18 protein-coding genes are annotated in these 20,481 nt (G+C 57.2%); 8 read left to right on the top strand and 10 right to left on the bottom strand.

All coding sequences use genetic code 11. The features are described from left to right. The first annotated feature begins 1,184 nt into the window (after positions 1-1,184). The gene (locus EHO01S_RS01410) at positions 1,185-7,139 is read left to right on the top strand and encodes a S6 family peptidase (RefSeq protein WP_024522280.1); all 5,955 of its coding nucleotides are present in this window, start codon (positions 1,185-1,187) and stop codon (positions 7,137-7,139) included. A 73-nt stretch (positions 7,140-7,212) separates the two neighbouring features. On the opposite strand, the gene ribA is transcribed toward EHO01S_RS01410, so the two are convergent. Beyond that, the gene (gene ribA / locus EHO01S_RS01405; protein ID WP_024522279.1) at positions 7,213-7,803 is read right to left on the bottom strand and encodes a GTP cyclohydrolase II; all 591 of its coding nucleotides are present in this window, start codon (positions 7,801-7,803) and stop codon (positions 7,213-7,215) included. A 90-nt stretch (positions 7,804-7,893) separates the two neighbouring features. Between ribA and EHO01S_RS18800 the strand changes: the two genes are divergently transcribed. The 5 genes from EHO01S_RS18800 to yciH all read left to right on the top strand — a co-directional run bounded on the left by EHO01S_RS18800 (position 7,894) and on the right by yciH (position 10,933). After that, positions 7,894-8,031: a hypothetical protein gene (locus EHO01S_RS18800; RefSeq protein ID WP_155964351.1), complete on the top strand. Its 138-nt coding sequence runs from the start codon at positions 7,894-7,896 to the stop codon at positions 8,029-8,031. 212 nt (positions 8,032-8,243) lie between these two features. Next, the gene (locus EHO01S_RS01400) at positions 8,244-8,564 is read left to right on the top strand and encodes a LapA family protein (RefSeq protein ID WP_024522278.1); all 321 of its coding nucleotides are present in this window, start codon (positions 8,244-8,246) and stop codon (positions 8,562-8,564) included. 5 nt (positions 8,565-8,569) lie between these two features. After that, the gene (gene lapB, locus EHO01S_RS01395; protein ID WP_024522277.1) at positions 8,570-9,739 is read left to right on the top strand and encodes a lipopolysaccharide assembly protein LapB; all 1,170 of its coding nucleotides are present in this window, start codon (positions 8,570-8,572) and stop codon (positions 9,737-9,739) included. Between the two features lie 123 nt (positions 9,740-9,862). After that, positions 9,863-10,585, top strand: coding sequence for an orotidine-5'-phosphate decarboxylase (gene pyrF, locus EHO01S_RS01390; RefSeq protein WP_024522276.1), 723 nt, complete (start codon positions 9,863-9,865; stop codon positions 10,583-10,585). Between the two features lie 21 nt (positions 10,586-10,606). Further along, positions 10,607-10,933 (top strand): stress response translation initiation inhibitor YciH, encoded by a 327-nt coding sequence (yciH, locus tag EHO01S_RS01385; RefSeq protein WP_024522275.1) that lies wholly within the window; start codon positions 10,607-10,609, stop codon positions 10,931-10,933. Positions 10,934-11,025: 92 nt separating this feature from the next. Here the strand turns inward: yciH and osmB are convergent, their stop codons facing one another. Together osmB and EHO01S_RS01375 are read right to left on the bottom strand one after the other, a co-directional pair. After that, positions 11,026-11,244 (bottom strand): osmotically-inducible lipoprotein OsmB, encoded by a 219-nt coding sequence (gene osmB / locus EHO01S_RS01380; RefSeq protein WP_024522274.1) that lies wholly within the window; start codon positions 11,242-11,244, stop codon positions 11,026-11,028. A 163-nt stretch (positions 11,245-11,407) separates the two neighbouring features. Continuing rightward, complete coding sequence (locus EHO01S_RS01375) at positions 11,408-12,070, bottom strand: DedA family protein (protein ID WP_024522273.1); 663 nt, start codon at positions 12,068-12,070, stop codon at positions 11,408-11,410. Positions 12,071-12,475: 405 nt separating this feature from the next. On the opposite strand from EHO01S_RS01375, the gene EHO01S_RS01370 reads away from it, so the two are divergent. Next, positions 12,476-13,015 carry a hypothetical protein gene (locus EHO01S_RS01370; protein WP_024522272.1) on the top strand — a complete coding sequence of 180 codons (540 nt, stop codon included), beginning with the start codon at positions 12,476-12,478 and terminating at the stop codon, positions 13,013-13,015. Positions 13,016-13,035: 20 nt separating this feature from the next. Here the strand turns inward: EHO01S_RS01370 and pdxR are convergent, their stop codons facing one another. The 7 genes from pdxR to EHO01S_RS01335 all read right to left on the bottom strand — a co-directional run bounded on the left by pdxR (position 13,036) and on the right by EHO01S_RS01335 (position 18,749). Next, complete coding sequence (gene pdxR, locus EHO01S_RS01365; protein ID WP_024522271.1) at positions 13,036-14,493, bottom strand: MocR-like pyridoxine biosynthesis transcription factor PdxR; 1,458 nt, start codon at positions 14,491-14,493, stop codon at positions 13,036-13,038. 85 nt (positions 14,494-14,578) lie between these two features. Continuing rightward, on the bottom strand, positions 14,579-14,695 hold the full coding sequence (locus tag EHO01S_RS18795) for a DUF2770 family protein (protein ID WP_115314482.1): 117 nt from the start codon (positions 14,693-14,695) through the stop codon (positions 14,579-14,581). A gap of 75 nt (positions 14,696-14,770) precedes the next feature. Next, complete coding sequence (locus EHO01S_RS01355) at positions 14,771-15,373, bottom strand: helix-turn-helix domain-containing protein (RefSeq protein ID WP_024522270.1); 603 nt, start codon at positions 15,371-15,373, stop codon at positions 14,771-14,773. Positions 15,374-15,936: 563 nt separating this feature from the next. Then, positions 15,937-17,061: an N-methyl-L-tryptophan oxidase gene (gene solA / locus EHO01S_RS01350; RefSeq protein ID WP_024522269.1), complete on the bottom strand. Its 1,125-nt coding sequence runs from the start codon at positions 17,059-17,061 to the stop codon at positions 15,937-15,939. A gap of 143 nt (positions 17,062-17,204) precedes the next feature. Continuing rightward, positions 17,205-17,459: a biofilm formation regulator BssS gene (bssS, locus tag EHO01S_RS01345; protein WP_024522268.1), complete on the bottom strand. Its 255-nt coding sequence runs from the start codon at positions 17,457-17,459 to the stop codon at positions 17,205-17,207. Between the two features lie 188 nt (positions 17,460-17,647). After that, positions 17,648-17,896, bottom strand: coding sequence for a DNA damage-inducible protein I (dinI, locus tag EHO01S_RS01340; protein ID WP_024522267.1), 249 nt, complete (start codon positions 17,894-17,896; stop codon positions 17,648-17,650). Positions 17,897-17,990: 94 nt separating this feature from the next. Beyond that, complete coding sequence (locus EHO01S_RS01335) at positions 17,991-18,749, bottom strand: DeoR/GlpR family DNA-binding transcription regulator (protein ID WP_024522266.1); 759 nt, start codon at positions 18,747-18,749, stop codon at positions 17,991-17,993. 376 nt (positions 18,750-19,125) lie between these two features. Between EHO01S_RS01335 and EHO01S_RS01330 the strand changes: the two genes are divergently transcribed. After that, on the top strand, positions 19,126-20,430 hold the full coding sequence (locus tag EHO01S_RS01330; protein WP_024522265.1) for an NAD(P)/FAD-dependent oxidoreductase: 1,305 nt from the start codon (positions 19,126-19,128) through the stop codon (positions 20,428-20,430). Positions 20,431-20,481 lie beyond the last annotated feature (51 nt).

Genomic DNA, 20,481 nt, shown 5'->3' with positions numbered 1-20,481 from the left:
TGGACGGGGGTTTTTTTTGTTTATCGCACAACCGCGTGCACCACAAGAAAACGCCGATCAGAACGGTTAGCTTGGTCTGCGTCACGTCTCCCTACCGGTAACACCGCCGTCCATTGGAAGGCTCGCCTGGCTGCTCTTGGCTGAGAGGGCACATGTCGCCCGCTGAATTTATCCCCGAGATATGGCTTATTCCGCACCAGCTTAAGATCGTCTCCAGAAACCGATTTGGGGGTTAACTGAACTAAGGAATCCGCTGCACCAGTTATTGCTGGCTGGTTACGCTAGCGAAAATAGAGGCCCCCTACTGCGCGGTTTGTTTCAACTGGAGAAGAGACAAAAGCCGCAAGCGTTGCTAACGGCGCTGACATCGCCGGTGGCGCTAGCGAGAGGTACACGGATGACCCGCGCTGAACAATGCGGGTACAAAGGCATACAGCATGCGCCCATCTCCTCTGCCGCATAGCCGATAAGGCCATCTGCTCATGTGTGTTCCCTGAGCTTCGACTGTGCCGACTAGTAAATACATTTAATAAATTAAATTTAATATCGCTCTATCCTGAATACCAACAGCATTAACTCTTATTTTAATATTATCAAATCTAATTGATGTTACTTTTTTTTGGGGGCGTTTTATTTGCGACGTTCTATCATATTGGCTTGCTCGCGGCTTGGCGTTTTCCCCGGTGCTGTAAGATGATATTGATATATTTATATTAATAGTTTATTTGGATATATGATCGCGGCCAATGTATTACTGGTTTGCAGCACAAACGGCATCGTCGCCGTTTATTTTGGCGTCATCGTGAGGTGAGGTATCAAGGTGAATATTATGATTGATAATTTTTATACTGATTATTTTATATGAATGAAAAATGAAATGTTTTACTACACGCTAATTTATCAAGTTAAAACGAACTGGTCGCGGCAGCATAATACCGCGGACCGGTGCTATTTATTGGCGCTTCAATCCGCAGGCCAGGTCATGTCGAGTCTACCCTCTGACACCTGACCTATGCGGCATCACCGCACCGGCAGGTTGGCGCAGAGCCGGTAACCGAGTTCCCCTCGGGGCGGCGTCAAGGGAATACCATATTAAGGGTAACATTCATTCTCTGTATTTATTCTATTGGCCTGGGACGGTGGGTGGATCAAGCGCAATAGCACGCTTATCATAAGGATTTGATATGAATAAAATATTTTCATTAAAGTATAGCGCTAGCGCCGCAGGGTATATTGCGGTGGCTGAGATTTGTCGTGGCGCGCAAAAGTCCGGAACGGCGAGACGGCCATCTGGCGTGTCGCTGCTCTTATTTTTCAGCGCGCTGTTGAGTGTGCCGCCAGGTATTGCCAGCGTGGTCAGCGATGAGATCCCGTATTTGGTATTTCGCGACTTTGCGGAAAATAAGGGCGAGTTTCAACCCGGCACTAAAAATATAAAAATCTATGATAAATCGGGAGCGTTGGTCGGCGTCCTTGATCAGGCGCCGTTTCCTGATTTCAGCTCGGTCTCAGCCTTCGATAACGATACCGGTGGCATCGCGACGCTGGTGGCACCCCAGTACATTGCCAGTGTCGCCCATAACCGTGGTTATTCTGCGGTGGCTTTCGGCTATCGCGATGATGGCAGTAATCGTTATCGTTTGGTGGATCGCAATGATTATCCTGATAATTCTCTGGATTTCCATCTTCCCCGGCTAAATAAAATCGTTACCGAAGTCGTGCCCACTCCGATGACGACCGCGGGTACGGTCAAGGATACCTATAAAAATACCACCCGTTTTCCGGTGTTTTACCGGGTCGGGAGCGGCAGGCAGTATACGAAGACACGCGATGGGAGGTTGAATTATCTACAGGGACCTTACATCTATATGACTGGGGGAACCATCGGCGTACCGCAGATCTCCGATCGCTCCATCGTATCCAATCCGGGCAACACCTTTGATCCGGTCAATGGGCCGCTGGCCAGCTACGGTACCCCGGGAGACAGCGGCTCGCCGCTGTATACCTACGATGCTTATGAGGGGCGCTGGGTGTTGGTGGCGGTGGCGCGCGCCTACAGTGGCGATGCCGGTGCGACCAATTGGTGGGTCGTGTTGCCGAGCGATTTTATTCGCACGGCAATGGCGGAGGACAACGATCCGGCGATCACCCCCAGAGCGGGGCAGGGGGCGCTGCTCTGGACTTACAATAGTGACGCGCATAGTGGCACCCTTTCCCAACCGCAGAGCGGCGTTTCGTTTAGCATGCATGGGCCGACAGGAGAGGATCTGAATACCGGTAAAAACCTAACTTTTCAACGTAATGATTCAGGCACGGGCGGTGGTGAGATCGTGTTGCAGAGCAATATTGACCAGGGCGCCGGGGTACTGACCTTTGACGCTGATTATCGGGTTAGCGCCCAGAATGGGCAGACCTGGCAAGGCGGCGGCGTGATTATCAACCAGGATAAACAAGTCGATTGGCAGCTAAACGGTGTCGCCGGGGATAATCTGCACCGTTTGGGGACGGGGACGCTGCATATTAACGGGATGGGGGAGAATCCGGGCGGGCTGAAAGTGGGCGATGGTCTGACCCTGCTGGATCAACGCCCTGATGCGGCGGGGAAGGTGCGGGCCTTTCGCTCCCTGAATATCGCCAGCGGTCGTCCGACGGTAAAGTTGATGGCGGATCAGCAGTTGGATCCGGACAGTATCACTTGGGGCTTTCGTGGTGGGACGTTAGACGCTAACGGTCATGATCTGACCTTTCACCGCTTGAATATGGCCGACTATGGCGCTCAATTAACTAATAGCGCCAGTGAGACGGCAACAGTCACGCTGGATTTACGCAGGAGCGCTGATCCCAACTATTTGGTCCATGGTCGGTTCAGCGGCAAACTGGATCTGGTGAGCCAGATGCCCGGCGCGTCTGCCGGTACACTGGCCTTTGACGGCGGCATCGATATTGACGGTACGCTCAGCGCCAGCGGGCAGCGGCTGTTGTTTCAGGGACACCCGCGCATCCACGCGCGCGATTACTCCCGCAATCGTCCGCCGGTCTCCGCTGCCCAGCCCGATTGGGAGGAACGCCAGTTTACACTGAACACGCTAGCATTGACGCAGACCGATTTTAGCCTGGCGCGTAACGCCGCCATGCAGGGGGATATCCAGGCTAATGCCAGTAACATCACTTTGAATGATAGCCAGGTGTTTGTGGATAATCTCGATGGCGAAGGGGTCGCAATGGAGATAATGCCTGGGATATCGCGCGCGCCTGGCCAGGAACGTAGTCGCTATCGGGGTAATATTTCGCTGAATAATCGCTCGTCGCTGGATAGTGGCGGACGGTCCGCGGGAGCGATTACGGCGCGCGGTGGCGACATCAGATTGCAGTCGGGGGCCGAGCATCAGGGGGATATTACGCTGAGTGCTGCGGACCTAACCATTCAGGGCAATCATCAGGGAGCCATCTCGGCCGATGGTGGTAGCCGAGTCACCTTGGCGCGGGGCAGCGTACAAAACGGGGATATTACGCTGACGAATGCGGCGACGCTGACGATGGCTAATCGCAACCATAGCGCTATCACGGCGGCGGCCAGTCGTATTTCGTTGACTTCAAGCGCGGAGCATCAGGGTGTGCTTGCGCTCCGCGATCACACAGCCCTGACCCTCCAAGGGCGTAACAGCGGCATCATTACGGCGGCCGCCAGTGAGGTCACGCTGGCGCCAGGCGCGGAGCATCGCGGGATAGTGGCGCTCCGCGATCACGCGCGTCTGGCGCTCCAAGGGCGTAGCAATGGCGCCATCACGGCGTCCGCCAGTGAGATCACGCTAGCCCCGGACGCGGAGTATCGCGGAACGCTTGACCTTAGGGAGCACGCGACATTGGCGTCACAGGGACACAGCAATGGCGCCATCACGGCGTCCGCCAGTGAGATCACGCTCGCTTCGGACGCGGAGCATCGCGGAACGCTTGACCTTAGGGAGCAGGCGACATTGGCGTCACAGGGACACAGCAATGGCACCATCACGGCGGAGGCCAGTCAGCTCACTTTGCAGGGCAAGCACAGCCGTCATGATGGCGAGGTGAACTTGAGCAATAATGCGACCTTGTTCAGCCAGGGCTTCATTGACGGGGACATTCATGCCGTCGCCAGTCAAGTGACGCTGGAGAACGACCATCGCGGCAATATTGTCCTGACGGCAGGGGCTACGCTGACAGAGCAGGGTACGGTATCTTCCGGTAACGGCAACGATATTGTTGCCGATAACAGCCAAGTGACGCTGGAGAGCGGATACGAGCGACGGGGTGGCGCGATTACCCTGCGTCATGCATCAACCTTGATCAGCAAGGGAAATAACGCCAGTGATATCAGCGCAGATGGCAGCCGCGTGAGTCTTGAAGGGCCGGGGATGTTTAGCGGCAATCTGGCGCTGGCTAATGGATCGGCGCTGACGCTGTATAACCATAACCGCAGCCCGATTGTGGCGAGCGCCAGCCAGGTGACGCTGACGCCGGGCAGTGAGCACCGCGATGGGGCGATGACTCTCAGCGATAACGCGGCCTTGACTATTCAGGGGCGTAACAGCGGTACCATCATGGCGCGGCACAGCACAGTAACGCTAGATGGCGCAGGACAGCATCATGGCGATATCGCTCTGAATGATAATGCTCGGCTGACGGTGAAGGCGGCCGCGGCAACGCCAATATCCGCCGCGGCGCCGCTACCGTTGCTGCGTTCGGCGCCTCCCCCGCAGCTTAGCGGCGCTATTACGCTACATGCTCAGTCGACGCTGGATTCCGAAGGGCAGAGTGTTGCAACGATGACGGCCAGTAACGCCAGCGCGGTGCATCTGGGCGTGCACAGCCGCCATACGGGGCCCATTACCTTACAGGCCTCGACACTGAACGCCGCTGGGGTCAGCGTAGGCGACTGGAGTGCGGGCAATACGAGCACTATCATCTTGCGGGAGAGGGGACAGCAACTAGGCGATATCAACCTGGCTAACGGCAGCAGGTTGATGGCTCAGGGCGATGTTGAAGGTAAGCTCCATGCCGAGCATGGGCGCATTACCTTGCAGCCGCAGGGGATACTGAGGGGCGATATCCACCTAGAGGCCGCCTCCCGCCTGATCTCCGAGGGCAAGAGCGAGGGGGCGCTGAGGGTCGATGCCAGCAGCGTGACCTTGCAGGGTGATGGGCTGCATAGGGGGGCCGTCACCCTGGATAATGGCGCCATGTTGGCTATTCAAGCGCCGACGCTGGGGACGGCGCCGGCAGAGACAAGGAGGCAACTGCAAGGCGATGTACACCTGATGCACGCATCATCGTTAATCTCCGCAGGACGTATCGATGGAAAGCTGAGCGCGGCGGACAGTACGCTATATCTGGGGCCGGGGAGCCAGCATCAAGGGGGTGACATCGCATTGAACGAGGGCGCGATACTGGCGTTGGACGGTCGTAATCAGAGCGCTATCAAGGGCGCAGCGAGCCTGCTGACGTTGGGGCGTAGCGCCGAGCAGCAAGGCGATATTACGCTAAGCCATGGGGCGTTTCTTACCAGCGCGGGCCGTAGTCACGGTGTGATTGATCTGAACGACAGTGGCGCTTACTTTGGGCCGGAGAGCCAGCATCGGGGCGATCTCTACCTAACGGGGGATAACGCGCGCTTAGCGCTATTGGGCGGGGCGGCGTTGCAGGGCGATCTGCATGTCGCCGGTGAGAGTCTGTTGCGCTTTGGCGTCAAGCCGGCGATGGGGTGGCCGATTAGCGCAACGCCGTCCACTGGCGGGACAGTGGACTACCGTGGCCGTATCGCAGCGCCACAGGCCCACGTTGAGATGTACGATACCTTGTGGCGCATGAGTGGCGACTCCAGACTCGCTGCGTTGCAGGCCGAGAACAGTCTGATCAGCGCGACCGGCAGCGATTTTATGACCTTAAACGTGGATCGTCTGCACGCCGACGGTGCGCTGGTGGCGTTGCGTGCCGACGAGGCAGGCAGCGATCGGCTGGTGATCAACGAGAGACTGAGCGGCAACAACAACGTCGTGCTGGTGAATTATCTGGAGCCGACCCTGCCGCAAGGGCGGCTGAACGTTAGCCTGATCAGCGCCCCTGCGGGTAGTGACCGAGAAAGCTTCCGCACCCGTCTCCAGCCTATGGGCTTTAGCGAAGTGATGCCGGAGTTGATCACCCGCGAGTCGGACGGACAAATGGACTGGGTGCTGAGCGGCTTTGCCGTGGCGCCGGATGCGCAGCGTGAAGAGGATGCCGTCAGCTTGCTCTCCTTGAATTATCGCCGCTTTATGGCCGAGGTGCAGTATCTGGACAAACGCCAGCTGGATCTGCGTAACGATCCATCGGCCAGTGGCGTGTGGGCCAGGCTTCTGCACGGAGCGGGCAGCGCGGCGGAAAACTACCGTGACCGCTATCTGCACCTACAGCTAGGGGCCGATCGCCGCTATGCGTTGAGGGGGACGGGCGAGTTGCTGGCGGGGGCTACGTTCACCGTGACCGATGGTCGAGCCAGCGGCGATGCCTTTAGTAGTCGGAGTCGTACGCTGGGGGCCGGGCTGTATGCCACGGCGCTGTTTCCCTCCGGATGGTTTGTCGATCTGAACGGTAAGTACGCCCACCAACGTACCGTCTACCAGGTCAGCCTGGCGGGGCTGGGGGAACGTCAGGCGAATAACCACGCCTGGTACGCGCGCGCTGATGTCGGCTACCGTTACGCGTTGAGTGAGCATACCTTCATCGAGCCGCACCTGGAATTGGTGTCTGGCGGGTATTCATCCACCCGCTTCGACTGGCAGGATCACGGTATGGCGGTGTCGCTGGCGCAACCGGGATTTACGCCGTTGCTGGCGACGGCGGGCCTCGCGCTGGGCAAGCACTTCATTAGCGGGCAGGGGCAAACCACGCTGCGTATGGCTATAGACTATCAGAGCGAACTACTGACGACGGGGGATACGCAGTTGCGTGACGCCAGCGGCGAACGGACGATCCGCGGCGATCGCGACGCTCGGTTGCGCTATAGCCTGGGGATTGAGAGTCGGATCAGCGACGCTCTACAACTGGGACTGGAGGTGGAGCGCAGCAGCTTCGGTGACTATAACCTGGACTATAGTCTTCAAGCCACCCTACGCTACCGCTTCTAAGAGGGTGGCACCCGCCACTGCGACGGGCACCGGGGTGGCGCATGGCAAGGGCGGCGGGGCCGCCCCGGCGCGTTTAGCCGTTTAACAGATGCCCCATCTTGGCCGCCTTGGTAGCCAGATAGCGTTCATTCTTCGGATTCCGCCCGACGATCAGCGGTACACGCTCAACGATGTTGATCCCCGCTTGGGTCAGGATATCGACCTTTTTCGGGTTATTGGTCAACAGCCGAACTTGGCTTACGCCCAGCAATTTAAACATATCGGCGCACAGGGTGAAGTCACGCTCATCGGCGGCGAAGCCCAACTGATGGTTGGCTTCGACGGTGTCGGCGCCTTGATCCTGCAAGGCATAAGCACGGATCTTGTTGAGCAGGCCGATGTTGCGTCCCTCCTGACGATGGTACAGCAGGATGCCACGTCCCTCTTCTGCAATGTGCTCCAGTGCAGCCTCCAACTGAAAGCCGCAGTCGCAGCGCAGGCTGAACAGGGCATCGCCCGTCAGACACTCGGAGTGAACACGCGCCAGTACCGGCGTTGCGCCGGAAATATCTCCATAAACCAGGGCCAAATGGTCATGACCTGTCGCAATCTCTTCAAAGCCGACCATTAAAAAGTCGCCCCATGGCGTCGGCAGTTTTGCCTCTGCCACCTGTTTAAGCTGCATGTTTGTCTCCACAACCACATCATTTTCCATCATGACGGCGTCACATCTACGGCGCGCTGCGGATGTAGATAGCACAGGGCGCGTAAGGTCATGAGTGACGCTTCCTACTTCGGCTACAAAAATCAGGCCTCATTTTGCCATAAAATGCGCGGCAATCTCGGTCAAGAAAGCACATTTGTTGTAGTTGATACCGCAAAAAAAGGAATAAAAATGCTGCATCAATTGTAAAACTATGGGCTGATATGGTGATGCCGAGGGCGGTATTCAAGCGCAAGAGGCAAAGAGGTGGCGATGACGGTATAAAAATAGCGCATCACGCAATAAACCCTTGCCTTTCTGTCAGGCGGGGTTTCCATGCCCCATGAGTAAATGTTAATTTAGACGCTGTCTCGATTTTGTAAGCATTATTCATTTGCTTAACCTGAACAACAGGAAGAAATGTGAAATATTTGCTGATTTTTCTGATCGTCTTGGCGATCTTCGTACTGTCGGTCACCCTCGGCACGCAAAATGATCAGCTGGTTACCTTCAACTATTTGTTAGCGAAGGGCGAGTACCGTCTGTCGACGCTGCTGGCGACGCTGTTCGCGGCGGGCTTCGTGCTGGGCTGGGTGATCTGCGGTCTGTTCTATCTGCGTGTGCGCGTGGGGCTGGCGCGCGCGCAGCGTAAGATTCGGCGTTTGGAACAGCAACTGGCCCCGGCTGATGCGCCGGTTAGCGCCAATGCCAACGTCGCGTCGACCCCTGCCGCCAAGGAATAATCGCCATGCTCGAGCTGCTGTTTCTGCTTCTCCCGGTAGCGGCTGCCTACGGCTGGTATATGGGGCGCAGGAGCGCACAGCAGGATAAACAGCAAGAGGCGAATCGCCTGTCGCGTGAATACGTGACCGGGGTGAACTTCCTGTTGTCTAACCAGCAAGATCAGGCGGTCGAGCTGTTTCTCGATATGCTCAAGGAGGACAGCAACGCCGTCGAAGCGCATCTGACACTCGGTAACCTGTTTCGTTCTCGTGGCGAGGTCGATCGCGCCATTCGTATCCACCAATCGTTGATGGAGAGCGCGTCGCTCTCCTTTGAGCAACGCCTGCTGGCGGTGCAACAGTTGGGGCGCGACTATATGGCAGCGGGCTTGTACGACCGCGCCGAGGAGATGTTCAGCCAACTGGTGGATGAGGCCGATTTTCGCCTATCGGCGTTGCAACAATTACTGGTGATCCACCAGGCGACCAGTGACTGGCACAAAGCCATCGAAGTGGCGGAGAAACTGGTGCGCTTGGGTAAAGAGCAGCAGCGAGGTGAAATCGCCCATTTCTATTGTGAACTGGCGTTGCAGGCGATGGGCAGCGACGATCTCGACAAGGCGCAAAGCCTGTTGAAGAAGGCGGCGGTGGCAGATAAGGGCTGCGCGCGGGTTTCTATTATGCAAGGGCGGGTCTATCAAGCCTTGGGTGAGCCGGCGAAGGCCGTAACGGCCTTCGCTCAGGTTCTGGAGCAGGATCGTGCTTTCGTTAGTGAGGTCTTGCCGCTGATGGAAACCTGCTATCAGGCGCTGGGTCAAGCGGCGCCGTGGCATGATTTTTTGCGTCGTTGCGTCGAGGAGGATGCCGGTGCCAGCGCCGAGTTGATGTTGGGCCAGGTGATTGAGGCCGAAGAGGGGCTGGAAGCCGCCCAGATCTATGTCAGCCGCCAGCTACAGCGTCACCCGACTATGCGCGTGTTTCACCGTCTGATGGATTACCACCTGGCGGAGGCCGAGGATGGTCGGGCGCGCGAGAGTCTTTTGTTGCTGCGAGACATGGTGGGCGAGCAGATCCGCACCAAGCCCCGTTACCGTTGCTTGAAATGCGGCTTCACCGCCCACAGCCTGTACTGGCACTGTCCTTCTTGTCGGGCTTGGGCGACGGTCAAACCGATCCGCGGATTGGACGGCCAGTAAACACTGGGCGGGATTTGTCCCTAGATACGATGGCGATGCCCTAGGCAGAGCAGGGCGCGCTGTGTACAATGCCCCCCCTGAAAAAGGTATTTCTCCGATAAACGCCAGATTCAGGAACCCACCATGTCAAAATCTATCCCGATGCGTGCCCCTAGCCACTCGCCGATCATCGTCGCCCTCGACTATGCCGACCAAAATGCCGCCCTGGCGCTGGTGGATACTCTCGATCCACGCGACTGCCGTCTGAAGATCGGCAAAGAGATGTTTACCCTGTTCGGGCCGCAACTGGTTCGTACCTTGCAGCAGCGTGGCTTCGATATCTTTCTGGATCTTAAGTTTCATGATATTCCCAATACCGTAGCGCGTGCTGTCGCGGCGGCGGCAGAGCTGGGGGTATGGATGGTCAATGTGCATGCCAGCGGTAGTGCGCGGATGATGACGGCTGCGCGTGAGGCGTTATTGCCTTATGGCGCGGAGGCGCCACGGTTGATCGCGGTGACGGTATTGACCAGCATGGCGCAGGCCGATCTACAGGCGATCGGTATCGACATGGCGCCGGCCGATTACGCCGAGCACCTGGCGCGTTTGACCCAGTCTTGTGGGTTGGACGGGGTGGTCTGTTCGGCCCAGGAGGCGGCGCGTCTTAAGGCCTGTTGCGGGTCGGCGTTTAATTTGGTCACGCCGGGCATCCGCCCGATGGGAAGCGAAGCCGGGGATCAGCGGCGTATCATGACGCCGCAACAGGCGCTACAGGCCGGCGTCGATTACATGGTGATCGGGCGTCCGATCACCCAGGCGGCGGATCCCGCCGAGGCGTTGCGCGCCATTCTGGCGAGCCTGGCATAATAAGAGACAGAGAAGCGAGTCATGCAAGATAATAACAGTCGTCTGGTTTACTCCACCGCTAGCGGGCGTGTCCCGCAGGCGCCGGAGACGGTCGTACGGCCCAAAGGGGACGGTATCGTGCGTATTCAGCGCCAGACCAGTGGGCGTAAAGGGAAGGGGGTCTGCGTGATCACCGGATTGGATCTGGATGATGCCGCGACCCACGCGCTGGCGGCCGAGTTGAAGAAACGTTGTGGCTGTGGTGGCAGCGTGCGCGATGGGGTGATCGAGATCCAGGGCGATAAACGCGACCTGTTAAAACAGTTAATTGAGGCGAAAGGGATGCGGGTGAAGTTAGCCGGCGGTTAAGATCTGCCCCACGCGGCCGTAAGCGAGCCAACAAGAAAGCCGGCAATCTTGCCGGCTTTTTCATTTGTACGCTGGGCGTTACCCCGTTGGTATCACCGACCGACCTGATGGCCGATCAATCCGCCGATAGCGGCACCGCCGACGGTACCCAGTGCACTGCCATCGGTCAGAATGGCACCGCCGATCGCGCCGGCACCGGCACCGATGGCGGTATTGCGATCGCGTTTAGACATGTTGGAACAGGCACTGAGGGAAGCGACCAGGGCGAGGGCTAAGGCGACGCTGGTGGCGCGTTTCATGGAGAGGTTCATGTTGGGCTCCTTACTGCGTCCGACACGTTTTAAGTATAGTTGAGGCGTGCCGGAACCGGCTGATAATGAGTGCAGTATAGGCGGCAGGGAATTTATCGACAGGTAAATAGTCTGATTTCTGCCGCCCTCGGAACAGCGTTGCTGAGGGCGGCAAAAGAGAGGATCAGGCATGTGGTTGTCGGCGGCGGCGTAGCAGCAGCAGTAGGGTACCGATCAAGCCGCTGACCAGTAGTACTACCGGCAGGACGATGAGGATCGACATCACCTGATCCTGATGCTGCTGGACGAAAGGGATGTGGCTAATGGCCAGCCCCAAGCCCATCACCACGCCAACCCAGAGTAGAGCGCTGATCCAGTTGAAGAGCTGGAAACGCGTGTTACGCAGCCCGGACAACCCGGCGAGAACCGGTAGGATGGTACGCACGAAGGCCAAGAAACGACCAATGAGCAAGGCCATCAAACCATGACGATGAAACAGATTGTAAGCACGCTGGTGGTATTGCGGCGGCAGACGTAACAGCCAGCCTTGCACCAGACGGGTATCTCCCAGCCAACGCCCCTGCAAGTAGCTCAACCAACACCCTAGGCTAGAGGCGATGACCAGCAGGCACAGCGTCGGGAAAAAGGGGAGCACTGAGCGCGCGATCAGGGCACCGGATAACAGCAACAGACTGTCGCCCGGTAGGAAGGCGGCGGGGAGCAGGCCATTTTCTAATACTAGGGTAGTAAACAGAATGGCGTAAATAATCCAGACAATATGCGGATCGCTTAGCACGGCGAAATCGTGGGCCCACAGTGCATGCAGGATCGCTTTGATGACTTCCATTACGTTACCTTAATTAACCACGAACAGGGGTCTGAAGGAAAAAGCCGCGTTGGGCAGTGCGCATACCGGTGATCAGGCTGGTTGCCTATTATGTGATCTGCCGCACCCCAAATATCAGACAAGTTCGCAGGAGAGAGATACCCAACAATGGTACCATAAATAAGATAATACAATTGTAAATCAGTCTGAAATAGCGTGCGGGAATGTGACTGCCGTGGGAATCCGAGGTGTCCGGCGTTGAAAAAATGCGCAGCTGTCCATATCGGCGGTCGCCGAGGGCGGGAGATATGGCAGACGGCGAAGACACAGACTGATACAGAATGGGCCGCGGCACAACAGATTGGCCCTTTTCTTGTCCGCTTGACGCATTAGGATAGTAGCAAAACATTTCTAGAGGAAATGATGATGAATAAACCCTTTCTATGGCTGGGCGCCGGCCTGATGGCATGGTATGCCGCCAGCGCATTGGCGGAGCCCAGCACCTCGGTGGCGATCGATACGCCACATCCGGTCAGTAGTGTCCCCTCAGCCGCTATTGCGCCGGCAGTTGGCGCCGCCGCGGACAACAGCGCCGCCGCGGCCGCTCAAGCGCAGGTGAAGGTGCCTGCCGCTAGCCTGCGTTATGAGCAGGCATTGCAGTTAGCTTTTTATCATGAGGTCTACCGGCGCTGTAATCAGCAGAACAGCTTATCACCGCTGTATAACACTACAGTGGATGCGTTGCGTACGGTGACATCGTTGGGCGAGAAGAACCGCCTGACGGATCTGCTGTATAACGAGATGGCAGGTAATGCATTGGGAATGGCGATGGCCAGCGATCCCGATCGTCAGCGTTGCACCGTGGCGGGCGATATCTACCAACAATTGCTAAATAGCGGCGCGCCTAACGCTCTACAGCAAGATTTCCGTCTGCAATTACCAAGCGATGCGCCGCCTGCCGCCTGAGTGGCAGCATGACGACGCATTTAGGCCAGCTTTAACTCCTTCGCCGCTCGGGCGATGATCTCTAGCGCCCGGCGGATCTTTACCGCCGACAGGGCACTAAAGCCAAAGAGCATCAGCGGAGCGCCATCCTGCTCCAGGTAGGCGCGCTCCGAGCCGTTACACATACTTTGCAGGGTATCGAAGCGCACGCCGTCGCGCAGGCAGCGCTCACGCAGGCGATTGACACTCTGCGCACTGAGATCGGTTTTGAGCGTCAGGTGCAGCCCGGATGAGGTGCCTAACAGGCGGGCGCGGGGAAACAGCGCGCTCAACCCCTCGCGCAGCAACGCCTGACGAGCGGCGTATTCCAATTCCAGCTTACGCAGGTGGCGGTGATAGCCCTGATCCGACATGAAATCGGCGAGAAACTGTTGGTATAGCCAACTGGCGCCATGATTCCATAACGCCTTCAGATTCAAGATAGGCTCGACCAGCCGATCCGGACAGACCATAAAGCCGAGACGCATCCCCGGGCCCAACGTCTTTGAGAAACTACTCAGATAGATTACGTTGTTGGCGTCTTCCAGTGATTTGAGCGCGGGCAATGGCTGGGTGCCATACAGAAAGGTGGTGTCGTAGTCATCCTCTATCACATAGGCATTAGAGCGGCGTGACCAGTCGAGCAGGGCAAGGCGGCGTGCCAGCGGTAGGGTACTGCCGACCGGGTATTGATGCGAGGGGGTGACATAGGCTAAGGCACACTGCTGCTCGGGTAACCGATCGGTACGTAGCCCGTATTCATCGACCGGAATAGCGTGGATCTGCGGGGAGAAGCTATTAAACAGATTCCAGGCACCGGAGTAACATGGCGACTCGACAGTGATGTGCTCCTGCGGGGTTAGCAAGGTCCGCGCCAGCAGAGCTAACCCCTCCTGTACGCCATTGGTGATGATGATGTGTTGTGCATCGGTATGGATCCCGCGCGCCGCGGCCAGATACTTGACCAGCTCCTGACGCAGCGAGAGCAGACCGGCCGGTGGATGATAGCGAGTCATCAGCAAATGTTTGCTGCGCGATGCTTTGTTGTTCCAACTACGCCAACGTTGCCAGGGGAAAGCCGACTCATCTGGGTTACCTAGGCTGAAGAACAGAGGACTGTCGACGTCGACATAAGTGTCCGGGGCTTGAGTACATAGCACACTGGGGGGATGATCCAGTTCATGCCGCGCCGCCGGCGTTTCAGGGAGATCGATGTGACTGGCGTAGATCACGTCATAGCCAACACCGGGCCGACTAGCGATAAACCCTTCTTGCTGTAGCTTTTCATACACGGCGGTGATGGTATTGCGTGATACGTGCAGCTTACTGCCCAATTCACGGATCGAGGGCAGACGTTCACCATGTTGCAATGAACCATTGTGAAGCGCGGTGTGGAATTGCTGATAGAGTTGCGTTTGTAGCGCAAGCGGGCTGTTGCGATCTAGAGTAAACGACAGCATAGCAGATACCAAAGAGGATTAACGTACTGATAGCGCAGCCATCAGCATAGCGGATCGTGAGGCGCGCATGCAATGCACCTTGCGCTCAACTCACCATGAAGTAGTAGAGATCGAAGGCTAACAGTAACAGCGACACGACGAGGTAAAAGATCAGGTGATGGCGAACATTGTCGATCAGGCGTTGCAGTAGACGGTCAAGCATGATGCCTCACGGCACAAGGAGCGAGATTCGAGTATAGGAAAAACCCGTCTGCTCCTCAACCTTCGTCATCACCCTCTAATAGAGGTGGCGCAGCAGGTTATACAGATAACAGAGTTCGATGCGGTTTCTTACGTGCATTTTCTCGATAATACGCCGCTTGTGGGCGTAGATCGTCCGGGGACTGAGGTGTAAACGCTGGGCGATACGATGGTTGACGATCTGCTGCATCCAGTCATGCAGTACGCTGATCTCGCGTGCGGTGAGCAGCGGCCAGGCGCCGTAGATCTGTGCGATCGGATAAGCGGGCTCTAGCGCTGGTGGATGCGGCAGTCGACTGATCAGGTGCAATAACGCCGGGGTCATCTTTTTATTGATTAAATAAATGCCATTTTTTAAATACAGCGGTTGTTTAGTATAGGGATAGTGAGCCTGTGTATAAATAAAGCAGACCGCGCGCCGTGGGCGATGGAGAAAAGCCTGTAAGCCGCGATTAATATCATGGTGCTGGCAATAGACGCTGAGGTTAGCGAAGATAAAATCCATTTGCTCTGTCGTGTGGTTATCGCGGATGCTCGTGATGTCATCAATATAATTAATATTGATGTTTTTCTCATCCTTGATAAATAAATCGATGCCCATTTGGGTATAGCGGCAGGGCTCAATAACCAATAACTCCATGACTCGTCCTTTAGCGATCGCGCCGGTCGTTTATGGCGCGAGGTAAGGCGCCATGCTTGGCGTAGTTCCGTGAGCAGGCGTGACACGGGGCGATAATAGGGAATAACGCTACGAGGTGTTTTAAGCGCTCAAACTAATTTCTTTGCCGTACCCTGTCAATGGGAAAAGCCCCCATCTGTAAGTGAGGTGGGATTATTTTTCTTTCGATGAGATAACATATAAATAATAAAAATAAATCGTCATAATTAAATAGATATTGGTAAGTGAAATTCCCTTGGCGAGCGAATGAGGAGAGAGGGAGGCTCGTCTCGTCTGGGGGGCCGGGTAGCTACGGTTGGCCTCCTAGCCCGCGCTTTGCGATGGCAGAGGAGAGGAGCAGCGGCGCAGGCTATCCCACCAGGACAGAGGCGCGTTGTTTAATGCCACAGTCAACGTACGAGGGCCGGCACATGGAGCGAGTGCTGGGTGCGTCCAGCCTGCGTCAGGTTAACGTTAGTTGAGCGCTAGTCCAAGCGATGCGCCCCTCGTCGGATAGCGAGGAGGGGCGGGGATCTGGTCAACGCTTAGCGAGTCACCGCCGGCCAACGTCCCAGCCGAAAGGGACTCAGATTGAGCGCGGGCGCTTCACCGCGCGTCAGGGCAAGTGCCAGTTCGGCTAACGCCGGCGCCAATTTAAATCCATGGCTACCGAGGCCGGCAACTACGGTGATCGCCGGCGCTTGGGGCAGGCGATCGAGGATAAGATGATCGTCAGGCGTACAGGCGATGCTGGCGATGTCGCCGTGTAGGCAGGGGCCAACGTGGGGGAGAAATCGTTGCAGATAGTCATGGATCTCGTCATCCTCTTGGGCGTCGCGGGCTCGGGGGCAGCGCGCGGGTGGGGTGACGCGCACCCCACCATCGTAGCGCCCAGCCTTAAGGGCGCCATCGACGGCAGGGAAACTGTAGAAATAGTGGCCCTGCGCGGTCAGGGTGTGCAAGGCAGGGAAGTGCTGCGCCTCGCTGAGATTCGGCCCGGCTTGATACCAGGCGAAGGGTTTACATAGGATACGCAGCGGTAGTTGGGGTAACAGACTGTGTGTCCCGCTACCGGCACAGATGATGACGCGTCGGGCGCGCCATTCGCCCTGGGCGGCTAACAGGCGTACACCATCCCTCTCAGGATGCCAGGCGTGTAATGGACAATCAAAGTGCAGTTGGGCGCCTAATTCTGCCGCCTTCTCGATCAGGCTGGCGATGGCCAGATGGCATTTCAGGTAGCCGGCATCCGGCTCCAACAGTGCATCGTATGTCGCCGGTAGGGCGATTGCCGGCCAGCGCTCCGCGAGCGCCGCCTGGCTCAAGTCGTTGAGCGTTACGCCCTGCTGGGCCGCGCTGGCTCGGGTACCGCGCATGAAGGTACTGTGTCGTGGCCCCAGGCTGAGTACACCGCAGCGATGAAACAGGGGTAAGGCGCTGATCTCCTCTAACGCGAGCCATAGCTGTTGTGCCCGTTGGGCTAGCGCAGCGTATTGTGGGGTCGCCGCGTCGGTGTGGCGGATGAGACGGGTATCGCCATGATGGCCGCCCTGATGGTGCGGGGGCGAGTGGCGATCAAACAAGGCGACGTTGAGGCCGGCTAGCGCGGCATAATAACCGGCCGCGGCGCCGACAGAGCCGCTGCCAACGATTGCCAGATCATAGTCCATCTCCGCCTCCGTTTCGCTTTCTCCGCACCTGTCGCATCCGGCGCGTATGTCGTCTCACTACCTGTTAGTGTATACCGGGATGGCGTAGGCCGCCTGAGGGGGCGAAAGAAAAACACCGCCTGGCGGCGGTGTTGGGGGGAACGTTAATGCTTGATATAGTCAAGCTGTTGGTAATCGCTCTCTTCGATCTTGGCGATCCCGGCCTCCAGGATGGTAATGAGTTGCCGGGCTACATCGGTAGTCAACCACAGCGTGCGGTCGACGCGAGCATCCTCCGGGGGTTGATCTTGCGATGAAAGGTAGTGAAGACGGATCATTAAGGCATCGTAACTGTCTACGGTACTGATATCCCAACCGACAACCGGGTGCGTCTGGATCACTTCATCTTTGCCGTTCATAAGACCCCCTTAAGCGTAGTCACTAAAAATGCGTACTAACGAGGAGCAATAAGCTAGGATCAACAAACGCATGCCATGCGCCTTTTCAGTATATGCTTCCGCGCCACGGGCGATAGTTTTTTTCCCTCTTTACAATAAAAAACCTGATGTAGCAGGTAATTGGGCCAGGATTTAGACCTGGCGGCATTTCACTCGGGGATGTCGGGGCTGAACCAGTCGTCGGCACTCTCCCAGGTTTCTTGCAGGATCGTTTCGATGATCTCCCGATCGCTCTTACCGCCTCCCAGAACACTCAGGTTATTGGCACCAGCCTGGCGTACCTGCACGATGCAGTCGGGGTAGCGCGGTTGAAGACGCCGGGAAAACTCTTGCTGAAAGGCATCAAGCGCCCCGTCAGGTAGCGGGTTGCGCTTGTCTAGAGTCAGTTCAATGCGCATGGTTCACTCCTTAATGAGTTGTTTACTGTGAATATATACAGTATCGCTAGCCGCACGCAAGCGCTGACGTAGGTTTTTTTCTCTATCATCCCTATCAACGAATACCGTTTTCGGAGACTTTATCGACGGCGATCGCCAGCGCCTCTAACTGCGCTCGCGCTGTCTCGGCGAGACGATAGTCGGTGATCACGCGGCTGATAGCGCCGCTGGGCTGCAAGGGGTTGGGATGGATCTGGCCGAACTTCGACGCGTCGGTCAGGATGATATTTTGCGCCCCCTTGGCGAGAACCGCATTGACCACATCGGCGCGCATCATGTCGCGCCCGGTGAATCCGGTGTCGGGATGGAAGCCGTCGATGCCGATGAAAGCCTTACTGAAATAGACCTGTTGAATGCACTGGCGCGTTAACGGGCCGACGACGGTCTCGCTACGCTTCTGGTGCAGACCGCCCAACAGGATGACATCGCAGTCGGTCTCCTTGAGCAGGTGGGCGATATAGGTGCTGACGGTGACCAAGGTAATGTGTTTACGCTCGGCTAGGTAGCGCGCCAACAGGGCATTGGTGCTGCCGCTTTCGATGAAGATGGTTTCGCCGTCGTCCACCAGCGAGGCGGCATAGGCGGCTAGCTGCTGCTTCAGCGTGAAGTTGATCATCATGCGTGCATCGACCTCGTCGCTGTCCAGCGCAAGGGCAAAGCCGTGTACGCGTTTGAGGTAGCTACGTTTCTCTAGTTGCGTCAGATCCTGGCGAATGGTGACCTCGGAAACCTGGCAGAGATGAGCCAGTTCAGCGACGCTGATACGGCGTTTGTCGTTTACTAATTGCAGAATGCGTTGTTGTCTGGCGTTCATGGCGTCCTATACAAGTAGGCGGCAGGCGGCGCCGACGAAGTGTGCGCCACGATCGATACAGTCATGATAACACTGCATCTTGATGGGATGAATATGTCACGCCTGGGGCTGAGCCGTGCGCGGGGGCGGAGTGCGCATCGCCAGCTTAGCGCACGGTGCTTGAAGTGTAAAAAATCGGCGCTAGCGCACAAAAAGTAACCAAACAATCGCAGCTTTCTTTGATTTGAATCAATTTTGGTATGACCATATTACCCTTTGTGGTATCGTGCCCGCAGTGAATGACATTAACCTTCGTCAGCCAAGCCGCCACGCTGGGTTATGCGGAAGTCATCTTCGGTTAACGAATGGTTTACATTTTTTACCAAGGGAGAGAGCTTTGAGCGCAGCAAAAAAGAAAATCGTGATTGTCGGCGGTGGTGCCGGCGGACTCGAACTGGCAACCAGTCTGGGCCATTCGCTGGGGCGGAAAGGCAAGGCGGAGGTGGTGCTGATCGATCGTAACCATAGCCACCTGTGGAAGCCCTTATTGCACGAAGTCGCGACCGGTTCGTTGGACGATGGGGTCGACGCGTTGAGCTACCTGGCTCACGCGCGGGCGCATCATTTTACCTTCCAACTGGGCAGCATGACTGCGCTCGATCGCCAGAGCCGCCGAGTGACCTTGGCGGCGATCCATGACGAGCAGGGTGCCTTGTTGGTGGCTGAGCGCCAGCTCGATTACGATATCCTGGTGATGTCGTTGGGCAGTACCTCGAACGACTTCGGGACACCGGGCGTCAGCCAGAATTGCATCTTCCTGGACAGTCCGCAGCAGGCACATCGTTTCCATAACGAGATGCTTAACCTCTTCCTGAAATACTCAGCGGCGGGTAAGCCGGAGGAGAAGGTTAATATTGCCATCGTCGGCGGGGGCGCGACTGGGGTAGAGCTGTCTGCCGAACTGCACAACGCGGTCCAGCAACTACAGAGCTACGGTTACGAGAACCTGAGCAGCGCAGCGTTGAATGTGACATTGGTCGAGGCGGGGGAACGTATCCTGCCGGCATTGCCGCCGCGCATCTCGGCCGCGGCCCATCAGGAACTGAGTAAACTCGGTGTACGCGTGCTGACTCAGACTATGGTTACCCGCGCCGAGAGCAACGGTCTACAGACCAAAGGCGGTGAGTTTATCCCAGCCGATCTGATGGTGTGGGCGGCAGGTATCAAGGCGGCGGACTTCTTGCGCGATATCGGTGGCCTGGAGAGCAACCGCATCAACCAACTGGTCGTTGAGCCGACGCTGCAAACCACGCGCGATGCGCACATCTTCGCGATCGGCGATTGCGCCGCCTGCCCGCAGGCGAACGGCAGCATTGTGCCGCCGCGTGGGCAGGCCGCACACCAGATGGCGAGCCTGTGTGCCGACAACATCCTGGCGTTGTTGCAGGGCAAAAAGCTGAAACCATTCATCTATCGCGATCGCGGTTCGCTGGTCTCGCTCTCCGAGTTTAGCGCCGTCGGTAGTTTGATGGGCAACCTGACGCGTGGCTCGATGATGATCGAGGGGCGTATCGCCCGGCTGATGTACATCTCGCTTTACCGTATGCATCAGATAGCGCTGCACGGTTACCTGAAGACTGGCTTGCGCATGTTGGTCGATAGCATCAACCGGGTGATCCGCCCACATCTCAAACTGCATTAATCCCGCGACAGGCGCCGCGCGGCGGCGCCTGTAACCTATCTATTGACCGCG

Source organism: Edwardsiella hoshinae NBRC 105699 = ATCC 33379 (assembly GCF_000474215.1).
In the GTDB taxonomy this organism is placed as follows: domain Bacteria; phylum Pseudomonadota; class Gammaproteobacteria; order Enterobacterales; family Enterobacteriaceae; genus Edwardsiella; species Edwardsiella hoshinae.
Note: the sequence above shows the minus strand (reverse complement) of the source record. Positions and strands in the feature narration are given on the sequence as shown.